The sequence below is a fragment of the Streptomyces sp. NPDC028928 genome (assembly GCF_055564915.1).
The window spans coordinates 24,391-38,873 of record NZ_JBVHVI010000011.1 but is presented as its reverse complement, the minus strand read 5'-3'; the positions used below and the strand labels follow the sequence as shown (position 1 = coordinate 38,873).

Here is a 14,483-nt window from a genome sequence, read left to right as displayed (position 1 = left end):
GCGCGCATATTAACTGCCAGGTTTTGAGCAAGGTGTCAGGCATAGGTCACCGTTCCGTCGCAACTTCCGCCCGACACCTTCGCCGCGCCCCCCGCCTCTCACCTGGTTACTTCACCGCGCTGCCCGCTTTCCACTCCTTCCAGCCCATGTTCCACCCGCCGAGGCCGTTGTCCGGAGCGACCGTCTTGTCCTTGCTGTTCACCACTTCGATGACGTCCCCGACGAGGCTGCGGTCGAAGAACCAGCCGGCCGGGGTGTCCGAGCCGCCGCCCTTGACGTCCCTCAACCCCACGCAGCCGTGGCTGATGTTGACCTGGCCGGGGGCGTCCGGGGCCCAGTAGTTGCCGTGCAGGAAGGTCCCGGAGTCGGTGAGCTTCATGGCGTGCGGAACGTCGGGGATGTCGTACTCGGCGCCGAGGCCGACCGTCTGGCTGTTCATGCGGGTGACCTCCAGCATGTCCATCACCACCATCTTCCCGTTGTACGTCGGGTGCTTGGGGGCGCCCGCGGTGATGGGGACGGTGGCCAGGAGCTGTCCGTCGCGCCGCACCTCCATGGTGTGCTCGGCCGCGTCGACCAGGGAGACCTGGCTGCGGCCGACGGTGAAGGAGAACGTCTTGTCCTGCAGGCCGTAGATGCCGCGGGCGCCCTCGACGTCCCGCAGGTCCAGGTCGACGGTGACCTCGGTGCCGGGCTTCCAGTAGCGCTCCGGGCGGAAGTCCAGACGGCCCTTGCCGAACCAGTGCGGGCGGATCTCGACCGGGGGCCGCGCGCTGACGCGGACGGCGCGTTCCACGGCGGCGCGGTCGGTGATCTCCTGGCTGAAGGAGAGCGAGACGATCATGCCGGTACCGACGGTGGCCCGGTTCTCCGGGCTGACGTAGGCGATGAACCGCTGGTCGGGGACGTAGGTGGTGAAGGTGGTGTGCCGGGCCGAGCGGCGGCCGTGGGAGTCCAGCGCGACCACGTCGACCGTGTACTTCGCGGCCAGCGCCAGCCGGTCCTCGTCCGGCCGCCAGGTCAGCCCGTCCTCGCTGATCCGCCCGGGGACCGGAGAGTCCTGCGCGTCCTGCGACTTCACCACGGTGACCTTCTCCAGCCGCCCGCCGGGCACCCGCACCAGCAGCCGGTCGCCGGGGCGTACGGCCTTGCTGCCGTCGTCGGGGGTCACCCGGATGACGTCCTCGGGGGCCGGGGGCTCGCCCAGTGCCCCGCCCATGCCCAGCGGGCCCGGGCCGTCCGCGGAGCAGCCCGCGAGCAGCCCCGCCCATGTCAGTACGGCGGCCAGCGCGGCCCCCGCGCGCCGTGCGCGTCCAGTTGCGTGCCTCACGCGAGACTCAACGACGGCGCCCGCTCCGGGGAAACGTGAGTGCGAGCCACGCGGTGGGCAGAACAGAGGGAAGGACGACAGGTTGGGGGGCCTCCCTCGGAGGGGCACCCCCAGCCCGACACGAGCCGTCGGGGCGCAGCCGTACCGGGCGGCCGGGGCGCCCGCGCGCGTGCGCTCCCGGTTTCCCGGTGGGGCCGACCGCTGGCGCGCCACTGAGAAGAGGGGCCGACAGTGACGAGCGCAGCCGAGCAGCGGGCGCCGGCCGGGGAGCCGGCCGCCGGGAGCGGGCAACCGGCGGCGGTGAACGGCGCCCGGCGGGCCGTACCTCCCGTCCCGGCCGTGTGGCCGGGCGCGCCGACCCCGCTGGGGGCCCGGTTCCGGGTCGGTCCGGACGGGGTCGCCGGCACCAACTTCGCGCTGTGGGCGGCCGGCGCGGAGGCGGTCCGGGTGTGCCTCTTCGACGCGCAGGGCCGGGAGACGCGGATCCCGCTGACCGAACTGACGCACGAGATCTGGCACGGCTTCGTGCCGGGCGTGATGCCCGGGCAGCGGTACGGCTACCGGGTGGACGGCCGCTGGGACCCGTGGACCGGCGCCCGCTGGAACCCGGCGAAGCTGCTGCTGGACCCGTACGCGCGCGCGGTGGACGGGGAGTTCCGGCTGCCGCCGGAGGTGTACGGGCACGTGCGGGACTGGCCGGACCAGTCGGTCGCCGACACCGTGCGCGACGAGCGGGACTCGGCGCCGTACGTCCCGAAGGGCGTCGTCGTCCACGATGACGACGACTGGTCCGACGACCGCCGGCCCAAGACGCCCTGGGCCGACTCGGTCATCTACGAGCTGCACGTGCGGGGCTTCACCCGGCTCCACCCCGGCATCCCCGAGGAGCTCCGCGGCACGTACGCGGGCCTCGCGCACCCGGCCGCGATCGAGCACCTGGTGAAGCTGGGCGTCACGGCCGTGGAGCTGCTGCCCGTGCACCAGTTCGCGCACGAGGACCACCTGCTGCGCCGGGGCCTGAGGAACTACTGGGGCTACAACTCCATCGGCTACTTCGCCCCGCACGCGGCCTACGCGGCCTCCGGTACGACCGGGCAGCAGGTCGGCGAGTTCAAGCGGATGGTGCGCGCGCTGCACGCGGCCGGCATCGAGGTCATCCTGGACGTGGTCTACAACCACACCGCGGAGGCGGGCGAGCTGGGGCCGACGCTGTCCCTGAAGGGCATCGACAACCGCGGCTACTACCGGCTCCAGGGCGACGCCCGCCGGTACGCCGACTACACCGGCTGCGGCAACACCCTGCACGTCGTCCAGCCGCAGGTGCTGCGCCTGATCACCGACTCGCTGCGCTACTGGGTGACCGAGATGGGCGTGGACGGCTTCCGCTTCGACCTCGCGGCGGCGCTGGCCCGCTCCATGCACGACGTCGACATGCTCTCCCCGTTCCTGGCGGTCATCGCCCAGGACCCGGTGCTGCGCCGGGTGAAACTGATCGCCGAGCCGTGGGACATCGGCTCCGGCGGCTACCAGGTGGGCGCCTTCCCGCCGCTGTGGACCGAGTGGAACGACCGCTACCGCAACGCGGTGCGGGACTTCTGGCGGCACGCCCTGCCCGACGTGCGCGAGATGGGCTACCGCCTCTCCGGCTCCAGCGACCTCTACGCCTGGGGCGGCCGGCGCCCCTACGCCTCCGTCAACTTCGTCACCGCGCACGACGGTTTCACCCTGCGCGACCTGGTGTCGTACGAGACCAAGCACAACGAGGCCAACGGCGAGAACAACCGGGACGGCACCAACGACAACCGCTCCTGGAACTGCGGGGCGGAGGGCGAGACCGACGACGAGGGCGTACGGGCGCTGCGCCGCAGGCAGCTGCGGAACCTGCTGACGACCCTGCTGCTGTCCACCGGGGTGCCCATGCTGGTCGCGGGCGACGAACTGGGCCGCACCCAGCGCGGCAACAACAACGCCTACTGCCAGGACAACGAGATCAGCTGGCTGGACTGGTCGCTGCTGGAAGAGCCCGGGTGGCGTGCGCTGTCCGAGCTGACCTCGCGTCTGATCGCGCTGCGCCACCGGCATCCGGTGCTGCGCCGGCGGGCCTTCTTCTCCGGGCGCGCGCAGACCGCGGACGGGCTGCGGGACCTGGCCTGGTTCACCGCGCGGGGTGCGGAGATGACCGAGGGCGACTGGTACGCGCCCGCCGCCACGCTTGGCATGTATCTGTCGGGACGGGACATCCCGGGCCGCGACGAGCGGGGCGCGCCGGTGGTGGACGACAGCTTCCTCGCCGTGCTGCACGCCGGCGACCGGCCGACCGGCTTCGTACTGCCCGGACCGCCGTGGGCGGAGCGGTACGAGGTGGTCGTGGACACCTCGGTGGAGGAGCAGGCCGAGCCGCCCGGTACGGTCCACCGGGCGGGAGCGGAGATCACGGTTCCGGCGCGGGCGGTGCTGCTGCTGCGGGTGGCCTGAGCCTGTGTGACACCTGTGCGTGACGCGGATCACGCTCCCCGAGTGCAGCGCCGGCGGGGGTCAAGTGCCTTTCTCCTGGTGAAGACAGCCGGCGAGAACGGGGACCGTAGGGATGGAGCAGACCAGGGCCGGTGAGTACGACGCGTTCGTGGCGGCCCGCTGGTCGGTGTTGTTCCATCTCGCCCGTCTGCTCACCGGAGGGGACCGGCACCGCGCCGAGGACCTGTTGCAGGAGTCCTTGGTCAAGCTGTGGTTCGTCTGGCCGAAGGTCGCCGACGAGGCGCCGGAGGCCTACGTGCGCAAGGTGCTGGCGCGGGCCGCGGCGCGTTCGGCCCGGCGGCGCTGGTGGGGCGAGCGGCCCGTGGAGCAGCTGCCGGAGGTGGCAGCGGCCGGTGACATGTCGGCGACCGTGGCCGAGCGGTCCCGGCTGGAGGCGGCGCTCGCCCAGCTGACGCCGCAGCAGCGGGCCGCCGTCGTCCTGCGCTACTACCAGGACCTGCCCGACCGGCAGGTCGCGGAGACCCTGGGCTGCCCGGTGGGCACGGCCCGGTCCCATGCCGCGCGCGGGGTGGCCCGGCTGCGCCGGCTCCTGGCCGACGTCATCGAGCCGGTGGGGTGAGGGAAGAGTCATGGATCACTTCGAGCGGCAGCTGACGCAGCTCATGCACCAGGACCGGCAGCCGGCGTCCTTCGAGGCACGGCACCGGGAGGCGCTGCGCGCGGGGGTGCGGGCCCGGCGCCGGGTGCGCACCGCGCGCCGGACGGCCGGCACCGTGCTGGCGGTGGCCGGGCTCGGCCTGGGCCTGTTCCTGTGGCCGCACGGCCACACCGCCGACCGGCCCAGCGCACCGCGGCCCCGGCCCATGACCAGCCCGGGGCCGACCCCGAGCAGTACGCCGCCCCGGTCGCCGACCCTGTCGCCGAGCGCGCCGCCGACTTCGCCGTCCTCGCCACCGACGGACTTCCCGACGCCGGGCGACACGTCGGCCACCTCCGACCCGCCCGCGACCACCGAGAGTCCGGCGACCACCACGCACGCGCCGCCATCGGCCACGGCCACCTCCCCGGTCGAGGGCGGCAGGACCGTGCCGCCGGTCACGGTGACGATGACCGCGTCCGGCGAGGCGTCGGACGAGCCCTCGTCGCCGGTCAGCCCGAGCGGCTAGCCGCCGCCCTTCCCGACTCCCATCCACGCCTGCCCTCGGCACGCCCGACACCTCAGAACAAACGGGGACCTACGTGACATACATCCGACCGAGCCGATCGAGCAGGCCACCGGCCGTGGCGCCGGCACCCGGGCGCACCCCCGTGCGGACGCCTCACGAGGACCCCGTCCTGGACGTGGCCGTACCGGTGTTCAACGAGGAGAAGGACCTGGAGCCCAACGTCCGGCGGCTGCACACGCATCTGCGGGACACCTTCCCCTACCCGTTCCGGATCACCATCGCCGACAACGCGAGCACCGACCGCACCCCGGCCATCGCCGGCCGGCTGGCCGCCGAACTCCCCGAGGTGACCTCGCTGCGGCTGCCCGAGAAGGGCCGCGGCCGGGCCCTGCGGGCCGCCTGGTCCGGTTCCCGGGCGCCCGTGCTGGCGTACCTCGACGTGGACCTGTCCACCGGGCTCACCGCGCTGCTGCCGCTGGTCGCCCCGCTGATCTCGGGCCACTCCGACCTGGCCATCGGCACCCGGCTGGCGCCCGGCGCGCGGGTGGTGCGCGGGACCAAGCGGGAGGTCATATCCCGCTGTTACAACGTGCTGCTGCGCTGCACGCTCGCCGTCGGGTTCTCCGACGCCCAGTGCGGGTTCAAGGCGGTCCGGCGGGAGACCGCCGAGCGGCTGCTGCCGCTGGTGCGGGACGGGGAGTGGTTCTTCGACACCGAGCTGCTGGTGCTGGCCGAGCGGGCGGGGCTGAGGATCCACGAGGTGCCGGTGGACTGGGTCGACGACCCGGACAGCAGCGTCGACATCCTCGCCACCGCGCTGGCGGACCTGCGCGGGATCGCCCGGATGCGGCGCACCCTGGCCCGCCGCCGGCCGAGGCCGGTGCTCCGATGACCGCGACCCTGCCCCACATACGTCCCGCGGCCCCCGAGTCCGCGTCCGGCTCCCGGCTGCGGGCCGCCGCCCGCCGGCACGGACCGGTGCTCGCCATGTTCGGCACGCTGAAGCTGGCCGGCTTCTGCTCCTTCCTGTACCTGCTCTCCTCCGCCGGGGACTACCGCACCAAGCACCCCCGGTTCGGCGGCGGAGCGCACGCCTGGGACGTACTGGCCACCTGGGACGGCTGGTGGTACCAGCAGATCGCCCTGCACGGCTACGACCCGAAACTCGTCCCCGTCCCGGGCGCCACCGGCCTGATCACGCTGGAGGGCAACTCGGCGGCGTTCTTCCCGCTGTACCCGGCGCTGATACGGCTGACCTCGACGGTCACCGGCCTCGGCTCGTACGGCGCCGGGCTGCTGGTCTCGATCGTCGCCTCCTTCGCCGCCGCCCTCGGCGTCTACGCCGTCGCCGAACGCTTCGGCGGCCGGCGGGCCGGGCTCGCGGCGGCCGGACTCTGGGCGGTGTGGCCGGGCTCGGGCGTGGAGTGGGCGGTCTACTCCGACTCCCTCTACGTCGCCCTGGCCGCCTGGGCCTGCCACGCCGTCCTCACCCGGCGCTGGCTCACCGCCGGCGTGCTCACCTTCGCGGCCGGCCTCAACCGGCCCACGGCCGCCGCGCTGATCGCCGCGCTCGGCGTGGCCGCGCTGCTCTCCCTGCGCCGCGGCGAGGACGGCGCGCTGCGCCCGCTGCTCGCCATGGCCCTGGCCCCCCTGGGGCTGCTCGGCTATCTGCTCTGGGTCGGCAACCACATGGGCCAGCTGAACGGCTACTTCAAGCTCCAGTCGGGTGCCTGGGCCCACCAGTTCGACTACGGCAAGCAGACCTGGGACGTGCTGACGTCCGTCCCCGTGGGAAAGTTCGACTACCTCTTCGCGTACCCCTTCGCGGACGTCATCTCGGTCGCCGTCATCCTGCTCGCCTGCGCACTGCTGCCGCTGCTGCTGCGGCTGCGCCCGCCGGCGGTGCTGGTCCTGTACACCGTCCTCACCCTGGTCCTGGTCCTCGGCAGCCAGCAGATCGTCGCCAACATCTCCCGCTACCTGCTGCCCTGCTTCCCCCTGTTCCTCCCCCTCGCGGTCGCCATGCGCCGCCTGAGCCTGCCGGTGCTGTGCACGCTGCTGGGCATCGCGGCACTGGCCTCCGGGTCGTACGCGGGGTACGCGCTGTTCGAGCTGGGGGTGCCGTGATCCCGCCTCACGGACGCCAGTACCAGCCGTCGGCCCGAGCGAGCAGTTGTTCCTCCACCAGGTAACGGCGAAGCGCGGCCACATCCGGGTGGATCTCGCGCAACAGGTCGTTGACCTCGCTCTCCGGGTAGCGCCGCTGTTGTTCGAAGAGCGGGACCAGGTTTTCCAGGAACACCCTCCGCTTGCCGCGTCTGGCGGGGATCGTCGTCTGCGCCGGCGGCTGCGCACGGCGGGGCGACGCTTCCCGCCAGACATCGTCGGCCGGGGCCCAGCCGCTTTCCGTGTGCGTGACGAGTCCGGCCTTCTCGAGTGCGGCGAGCGCTTTCGCGGTGCGCTCGGCGGACATGCCCAGACGCTCGCCGACACCCTGGGCGGTGTCGGGTCGCAGGACCACAGCGCTGTAGACCGTGCGGCGCGTCGCGTCGGCCAGCGCCGCGAGGACGCGGTCCCCGCGGTCTTCCCCGCCGCTCCTCGGCCGGGTGTGCGGCGCGCCGAGCCGGGGCGGCTCGGTGGAGCCCGTCTCGCCCAGTGCCTTCAGCTCCTCGGCGAACGAGGCGCCCCTGTCGCGCTCCCAGGGCGCGTGCTTCCGGAGCAGCAGCAGACCCGTCTGGCGGTGCTTGTGCGGCTCGTTCAGGGCGAGGAGGTCCATACCGCTGTCCGGCGCGGCAGCCTGGCGGCGAAGCTCCTGCAGCAGCGGTGTCGGCACGATCCGGGCCGCCACCCGGGTGTCCCCCAGCCGGTCGGACGTCTCGACGGTGGTGGCCAGGTACGGCTCGTGCAGGACGACCGTGCCGCCGGGTGCCACACGGGGCCAGAGGGAGGTGAGGAACGCCGCGTCGTCGCCTTGCGTGCCGGCGTCCAGCCAGACCAGGTCCAGCGGACCCCAGCCGTCGAGTTCCTCGTCCGTCAGGGCGAAGAAGTCGCGCTCGATGAAGGTCAGCATGTCGTCGAGGCCGAGATCCCGGGCCGCCTCCCGCACCCGGTCCGCGGAGGTGCCCGGTACGGAGATGTCGTCCACGACGAGCAGCTTCGGCGTGTAGTCCGCGACGGCGGAACGGGGATGAAGAACTGAAGCCCGTTCGGGTGCCACGGTCTCGCCGTCGATGATGCGCCGGTCCTGAGCCGCCTCGGCGCGGGCGTCGCGCAGTCCGAGGAGGAGGTGCAGCGTCGACGAGCCGGCACCCACCTCGACCACCGTGCGCGGGCGCACCATCCTGGTGAGCGCCTGCAGGGCGGGACCGGCGTTCTCCGTTCCCATTCCCGGACGGGTCAGACCGGTCAGCGCTTCGGACGTCGGGTCAGTCATGGGTCATCCTCTCTTCGGCCCGCTCACGGTCTGCCGTCACTCGGCAGCGACGGCCCGGAGCAGGCCGGCGGACAGCATCCGGTCCGCCGCGTCGATCAGTGGCGCGGGCAGTGAGCCGGCGGGGATCCCGTCCCCGGATCCGGCGCACTGCCACAGCCGGAGCGCCGCCGCGCCCACCTTGAGGAAGTTGCCGGTGGGGATACTGGCGAGGAAGTGAACCCCCTGGTCTCGCTCCACAGCCTCCGTCCAGGCCTCCTGGACCAGCAGCCGGCCGTCCGCTCCCGGCCGTGCGGCGACGGGGGAGGGATCGGCATGCAGCAGCCCCAGGCGCAGCAGCCCCACCAGGAAGTGGTCCACCAGGAGGTGGTCCGCCGCTTCCCCGGAAGTCCCCCACCGGTCGCGCACCGCGGTCACGGACGTTCCACGCACCAGGAGTTCGCCCACCGGCCGGGGAACCTCCGCGAACGCGGGGAGGTCCGGGCTGAAGAGTGCGGTCACCGGTCCGCCGTCGCGCACGAAGGGCAACGGCGTCTGCTCGACCCGCACGTTCCCGGGCAGGCGGAGCCCGGTGCCGGGGGACAGCCGGCGCGGCCAGACGAGGCGGTCGGTCTCCCGGGGAGCGGGCGGTGGCGTGAGACTGAGCACGGTGTCCTGGGCCTGTTCCTGGTGCGACCAGGCCAGCTCCCAGGCGAGCGGCAGGGAGGCCCCGGTCTGGGCACAGAACCGGGGGAGGACGGGATCGAGGAGGATCCGCTGACGGGTCACGACGCTTCTGCCTCCGAAGCCTGTCGAGGGGGTACGGACACGTTGGCTTCGGCCGGGGCCGGGGCGGCCAGCGCCCGTGTCCGTAGCCAGCCGGCCGAGCCCACGACGAAGGCGACGGCACCTCCGGCGAGGATGCCCCAGCGGGCCCCGTCGGCAGGGGCGAGCCCGGCCAGAGCGAAGCCCACCGCCACCGCGCTCTGCAGCGTCGCGCCGTAGGCGGCACCGACGCGGCCGCGCACTTCCTGCGGGCAGTCGGCCATGACATGGGTCCGCAGCGCCACGTTCTGCACCGCGTTGGCCATGCCGCCGCACAGCGAGGCCGCCAGCATCACGGGGAGGACGAGATACGCGGCGGTCACCAGATAGCTGAGCCCGATGGTCGCGGCGGCGCCGACCGCGACGACGGCGGTGGGCAGGTTGCCGAGCCGGCCGCGCAGCACGAACGGCCCCACCACCAGGCCCACGCTCCAGGTCGCCAGCACGATTCCGTAGGAAGCGGTGCCGCCGGGGATCTCATGGGCGAAGAACGGCATCAGCACATTGACGACGGAGGTCGAGGCGACGGTGACGACGATGGTGGCGAGCGCGGTCCGCCGCTGGGCTCCCGTCCAGAGCAGGGACAGACCGGCCCGCAGACCGCCCTTGGCCGCTTCGGCGGGCGGAGGGGAGGTGTCGGCCGCCGGCGCGGGCCGCGCGGGGGTGGCGGACAGCCAATGGGTGATCACCGGCACCGCCAGCAGGGCGAAGGCGAAGGTACCGGCGTCGACCGCCAGCGCCAGCCCGGTCCCGCCGTGAGCGGTGAGCAGACCCACCAGCAGCGGGCCGACGATGTAACCCGCGTTCCTGGTCGACTCCATGACACCGTTGATCCGCAACTGCGCCCCGGAAGCCGGGAACAGCCGTGGGACGAGAGCCATCACGCACGTCTGGGCGACGGCGCCCAGGGCCCCCAGGAACAGCATGGTGGCGATGAGGAGCACCGGTCCGTCCGCGAAGGCGGCGGCGGCCGTCGCGATGAGGCACTCCAGTGCCAGCGTCACACCCAGGACGGCGTCGAGCCGGAAACGGTCGACGATCCGCCCGATCGGACCGCCCAGGGCGATCCCGGGCACCAGACCGGCGAGCATCTGGGCCGACACCACCGAGGTGAGCCCGGTACGGTCGGCGCCGCGCAGGGCGAGCGCCACCAGGGCCACCTCGTCACCGACTGTGCTGATCAGCAAGGCGACGACGGCCAGCAGAGCTGGTCCCTTGCTCAGTCGCACCGACATCACAGGACCGGCTCGGCGGTACGCACGGTACCGGACTCGGCGCCCTCGACCCGGGTCGCCCGCCAGGCCGACAGCCGGAGCAGGACGGCGTGCAGAAGGGGTACGGCGGCGCTGTCCGTCTCCCGTTCCCACTGTCCGAGATCGAGTGTGTCCCCGGAGGCCAGCGCGGTGAGGGCGGCTTCGAGCCGCGGATGGTCGGCGACCTTCACCGTGTGCCCCTGCACGGCGACGGCCCGGCGCCCGTCGGCGAGCGGCCGCTGGCGCAGCACCACGTCGTCGCCGAGCCGGACACGGGCGTCCCGCGGCGCCGGCACGGGAGACTCGGACGGGCGGCCCACACCCAGACCACCCGAGGTCAGCGCACGCATGCTGTGTTCCCAGACGGCGTCCTCGATCTCGCCGCGCGACAGGCCGGCCAGTGCGTCGAGGGTCGCGGCGGTCGGGGCGGGGATGCCGTCCGGGACATGCGCGTCGGCGCCGGGCCCGCCCGCTGTGGGTGCTCGGCCCAGCAGGCCGCCCACGGCTTCGAGGACGACGGCGGCCGGATCACTCCTGGTGAAGAATGCGATGTTCACGTTGACCGCGACCGCGTCGGGGGACTCGCCGACGTGCAGCTGCCTGGAGGGAAAGTACGTCAGCGCTCCGGGCTCGCCGACCAGGACGTCGGCAAGCTCGCGGGCCGAGGCGTAGTCGGCGGTGTGCTGGGGAACCTGCTCGGCATGCTCCGGGGCCCAGGTGAGAAGGGTCTTGCGGCCACGCAGAGTGAAACCGAAATTCCCCGCATGGTCGACGTGCACGCCGACGTTGGTCGAGGTGTACCGGCCGATGAAGGTGTCGATGTCCACCCGGCCGGCGACCCGCGTCCCGGTGAAGCGGAAGACGTCGTCGGACATCCGCTTGGCCCGGTCCCACAGCGGCGCCGAGACCGCGTGCAGGCCGGAGACGGCCACGCTCCACTCGTGCTCACGCATGTGCCGGTCGACGCGGGCCAGGTAGTCGTCCAGCGAGCCGTCCTCGGGCAGCGGGAGGAAGACCCGCGTGTCGATCGGCTGTGTCCGGCCGTCCACCGTCACCACGACCTTCGGGAGCCCGGACCCCTCGGGCCGGTTCTCCGGGTCGGCTGCCAGGACCAGCGCCCGCATCAACTCCTCGTCGTCTATACCCAGCTGGACGGGCGAGGACGGCAGGGACAGCGGCTCCTGCTCCCAATGGCGCGAGGCGAACTCCTTCCAGAACCGGTCCGTTTCGGACCCTGCCACGGGGAGGGGGTGGGACACGACTGAAACTCCTGCATTCGGGCCGCGGCATGCGGCGTTGGTCGGTTTGCGGTGACGCCGGCCGGTCGTCATCCGGAGCGTTGAGCGGCCCCCGCCGGCACAGCCGTACCGAGCAGCTGCGGGTGGAGGAAGGCCGCGGCGATGACCCCGTGCCCGGCCAGTTCATCCAGCAGCGGCACCAGCCGCTCCTCGGGCAGCCGGGTCCGGGCCGACAGTTCGGCCGCGGTCGCGCCGTCGGTCGTGAGCAGCCAGACGAGTCGGCCGGCGGCGGATACCCTGACCCGCTTGTCGGTCTCCGGAGAGGCCAGCAGGCAGCTTCCGTCGGACCGGCTGTCCAGCACCTCGTGCGGCTGGGCTGCGTACCACAGCGGCGCACTCCCCTCACGGGTGCCGGCCGCCTCGACGGTCAGCGCCCGATGGGCCGCGAGCCGGACCAGCGTGGCTGCCGCGGCTCTGGCCGACGGGACGTTCTCCAGCAGGCCGGCCACGGTGTGCGCCGGTCCGTCGAGCAGCCGCTCCCACTCCCGCGGCACGGTCAGCAGGGCGTCGCGCGACGGCACGTGCAGGAGGATTCCGCGCTCGGCGGCCGACACCCGGACACGCACCTCGTCCGCGAGCCGAACGCGCGTTTCGGGGCGCAGCTCCGGGCGGGGAGCGGCTGGTGCGGCCACCTTCCGGGCCGGCAGTTCCGCCTCGGCCATCGCCCACAGGAACGACCACTCCTCGGCGTCCCCGATCCAGGTGCCCCGGTGGAACGCGGCACCCGCGGGGTTTCCCGGGCCACCGGAGGTGAGCCGGACCGCGTCCTCCTGCGTGAGGCCGTCGGTGACCGTGTAGTCGAGGTCGAAGGCCAGGTCCTCCCCCTCCGCGGGGGGAATCAGCTCGACGCCGAACAGGTCGGGGCGTTCCCCCACGGGGGAGAGCACGTCCAGGATGAACGGTCCGTTGGCGGCCGTGGAGTACGGGACGTCGTACTCTTCCACGGAGCGGCGCAGCGCCTCGGCGGCGAACTCCTGGGTCCGCACCGCCTCTTCTTCCGTCTCCCCCGGGAAGCCGGTCATGCAGAACAGGTGGACCGGCACCTTGTTCCCCAGCAGGGCGTCGAGGGAGGGCTCGATGTCGGCCACCTTGGTGCCCTTGCGCATCAGATCCAGCACGCGCTGGTTGTAGGACTCCAGGCCGAGGTCGAGACGGCGGCATCCCGAACGCCGCAGCGTGGCCGCCAGTTCGTCGTCGAGTCCCTTGCTGAACCGGGTCTCCCCATACCAGAACAGCTCGTGCCCGCCTTCGACCAGCTCTCTGGACACCCCGCGCAGCGAGGTGAGAGTCATGATCTCGTCCACGAACATGAAGGTGTCGGTGCCGTGCCGGGCCGCCAGGGTGGCCATGTCGTGCACGACCTGGTCCGGGCGCCGGATGCGGAACTTGTTGCTGGCGAACGGGATGGAGCAGAAGGCGCAGTCCCACGCGCAGCTGCGCGAGGCCTGGAGCGGGAGGACGGGACCGGGGGCGAAGTAGCGGTCGAGCGGCAGGCCGTCGAAGTCCGGCGTCGGCAGGTCGGAGACGTCGACCATGGCGGCCGGCGTGCGCAGCAGCCCGCCCCGGCCGTCGCTTTCCAGCAGTCCGGGAACAGGACGGTCGTCAGCCCCGATGATCCGGTCGCAGAGGGCGGGCAGCGCGTCTTCTCCCTCGTAGGACACGAAGGAGTCCACGTACTGGAAGAACGGGTGTTCCTCCTTCCAGCGGCTCACCATGCGCGTGGTCAGGTTGCCGCCCATCACCACATGGACGTCCGGGCGGGCACGCTTGACGTTTCGGGCCACGGTGAGGGCCGCGATCAGCTGGGTGTCGGCGGACACGGAGATGCCGACCACAGCCAGGTCGGAATCCTCCAGCTCGGGGATGGGCCGGTGCTCAAGAGCCCAGCCGTACACATTGCGGTCCGGCGATCCGGCCGCTTCCAGGACGGAATCGGAGCGCCGGTGGGAAAAGCATGAGAAGTTTCCCCGCAAGTCGAAATTCAGGCCCGGAAAGGAAGCGGAAACACAGGCGAGTCCGTTGCGCACGACCGTCGCGGCATCGGTGAAGGCAACCGGATCCGTCAGAATGGACCGAGATTTCAGTGCCGTGCGGGCGCGGTCGATACGGGCGATGGTGTCGCCGAATACGGCGAGGGTCTCCTCATGGGCGTGCCGTTCTGCGGCGGGCATCTCGCCCAGCCGCCGTTCGGCCTTCGGCAGCAGGGCCGTCAGCCCCTCACCGGAGAGCAGCCAGTCCGTCTGCTCGATGCTCAGATCGAGGGACGACACCTGCCATCCGTGCCGGCGCATCACCGCGGCCAGCAGGGGAACCGCGAGGTGGGGCGCGTAGACGTTCCAGATGGGCGGGTTGACGAGAAGTATTCGGGGTTTCCGCATAAGGGTTCTCGTGGGGTTCCGTTGCTGGACAGGGAGCCGAGTACGGCCGTCAGAGCGCGGACGGATCGCGCTTCAGCGAGCCACGCTGATCAGCTCGTGGCCGGTCAGCTGTTGGCGGGCTCCTGAAGAAGGGCGTACTTGCTGTTGACACGGTTCGGAACGACGGCCTCGACGGAGAGGGCCTCGTCGACCTCGGTGAGGGCGAGCAGGGCGTCGACGTCGAAGTCGTTGGCGGTCTCGGCGTTGAGGTTCATAGATTTCTCCTCTTCGAGTAAAAGGTGCTCCGTGGAACGTGTGTTGCTTCACGGCCTTCGCTCGACTCCCCAACCGTCCAGCGCGAGAAAGAATG

At 72.3% G+C, this 14,483-nt stretch carries 11 protein-coding genes and 1 pseudogene; 5 read left to right on the top strand and 7 right to left on the bottom strand.

The genetic code is table 11. The annotated features are described in order from the left end of the window. Window positions 1-106 precede the first annotated feature (106 nt). Window positions 107-1,330, bottom strand: a complete 1,224-nt coding sequence (locus ACZ4U1_RS25535; RefSeq protein ID WP_467906278.1) for a L,D-transpeptidase — start codon at window positions 1,328-1,330, stop codon at window positions 107-109. Between the two features lie 231 nt (window positions 1,331-1,561). Between ACZ4U1_RS25535 and glgX the strand changes: the two genes are divergently transcribed. The 5 genes and pseudogenes from glgX to ACZ4U1_RS25510 all read left to right on the top strand — a co-directional run bounded on the left by glgX (window position 1,562) and on the right by ACZ4U1_RS25510 (window position 7,098). Next, window positions 1,562-3,805, top strand: a complete 2,244-nt coding sequence (glgX, locus tag ACZ4U1_RS25530; protein WP_467906277.1) for a glycogen debranching protein GlgX — start codon at window positions 1,562-1,564, stop codon at window positions 3,803-3,805. Between the two features lie 112 nt (window positions 3,806-3,917). Then, window positions 3,918-4,424, top strand: coding sequence for a SigE family RNA polymerase sigma factor (locus tag ACZ4U1_RS25525; RefSeq protein WP_189306018.1), 507 nt, complete (start codon window positions 3,918-3,920; stop codon window positions 4,422-4,424). 10 nt (window positions 4,425-4,434) lie between these two features. Next, window positions 4,435-4,971: a hypothetical protein gene (locus ACZ4U1_RS25520; protein WP_467906275.1), complete on the top strand. Its 537-nt coding sequence runs from the start codon at window positions 4,435-4,437 to the stop codon at window positions 4,969-4,971. Between the two features lie 115 nt (window positions 4,972-5,086). Continuing rightward, a pseudogene (locus tag ACZ4U1_RS25515) lies at window positions 5,087-5,836 on the top strand (dolichyl-phosphate beta-glucosyltransferase); the annotation flags it as partial. A gap of 23 nt (window positions 5,837-5,859) precedes the next feature. Then, a complete protein-coding gene (locus tag ACZ4U1_RS25510; RefSeq protein WP_467906274.1) occupies window positions 5,860-7,098 on the top strand; it encodes a hypothetical protein in 1,239 nt (412 codons plus the stop codon). A 7-nt stretch (window positions 7,099-7,105) separates the two neighbouring features. Here the strand turns inward: ACZ4U1_RS25510 and ACZ4U1_RS25505 are convergent, their stop codons facing one another. The 6 genes from ACZ4U1_RS25505 to ACZ4U1_RS25480 form a co-directional block, all read right to left on the bottom strand. Continuing rightward, window positions 7,106-8,404 carry a DUF2087 domain-containing protein gene (locus tag ACZ4U1_RS25505; protein WP_467906272.1) on the bottom strand — a complete coding sequence of 433 codons (1,299 nt, stop codon included), beginning with the start codon at window positions 8,402-8,404 and terminating at the stop codon, window positions 7,106-7,108. A 36-nt stretch (window positions 8,405-8,440) separates the two neighbouring features. After that, window positions 8,441-9,169 (bottom strand): hypothetical protein, encoded by a 729-nt coding sequence (locus ACZ4U1_RS25500; protein WP_467906270.1) that lies wholly within the window; start codon window positions 9,167-9,169, stop codon window positions 8,441-8,443. Then, window positions 9,166-10,434 (bottom strand): MFS transporter, encoded by a 1,269-nt coding sequence (locus ACZ4U1_RS25495; RefSeq protein WP_467906269.1) that lies wholly within the window; start codon window positions 10,432-10,434, stop codon window positions 9,166-9,168. The genes ACZ4U1_RS25500 and ACZ4U1_RS25495 overlap by 4 nt, the downstream gene beginning before the upstream one ends. Before the next feature lie 5 nt (window positions 10,435-10,439). Then, window positions 10,440-11,699: a hypothetical protein gene (locus ACZ4U1_RS25490; RefSeq protein ID WP_467906267.1), complete on the bottom strand. Its 1,260-nt coding sequence runs from the start codon at window positions 11,697-11,699 to the stop codon at window positions 10,440-10,442. 86 nt (window positions 11,700-11,785) lie between these two features. Continuing rightward, entirely contained in the window at window positions 11,786-14,134 is a 2,349-nt protein-coding gene (locus tag ACZ4U1_RS25485; RefSeq protein WP_467906266.1) for a radical SAM protein, read from the bottom strand. A 104-nt stretch (window positions 14,135-14,238) separates the two neighbouring features. Then, complete coding sequence (locus ACZ4U1_RS25480) at window positions 14,239-14,388, bottom strand: hypothetical protein (protein ID WP_467906264.1); 150 nt, start codon at window positions 14,386-14,388, stop codon at window positions 14,239-14,241. Window positions 14,389-14,483 lie beyond the last annotated feature (95 nt).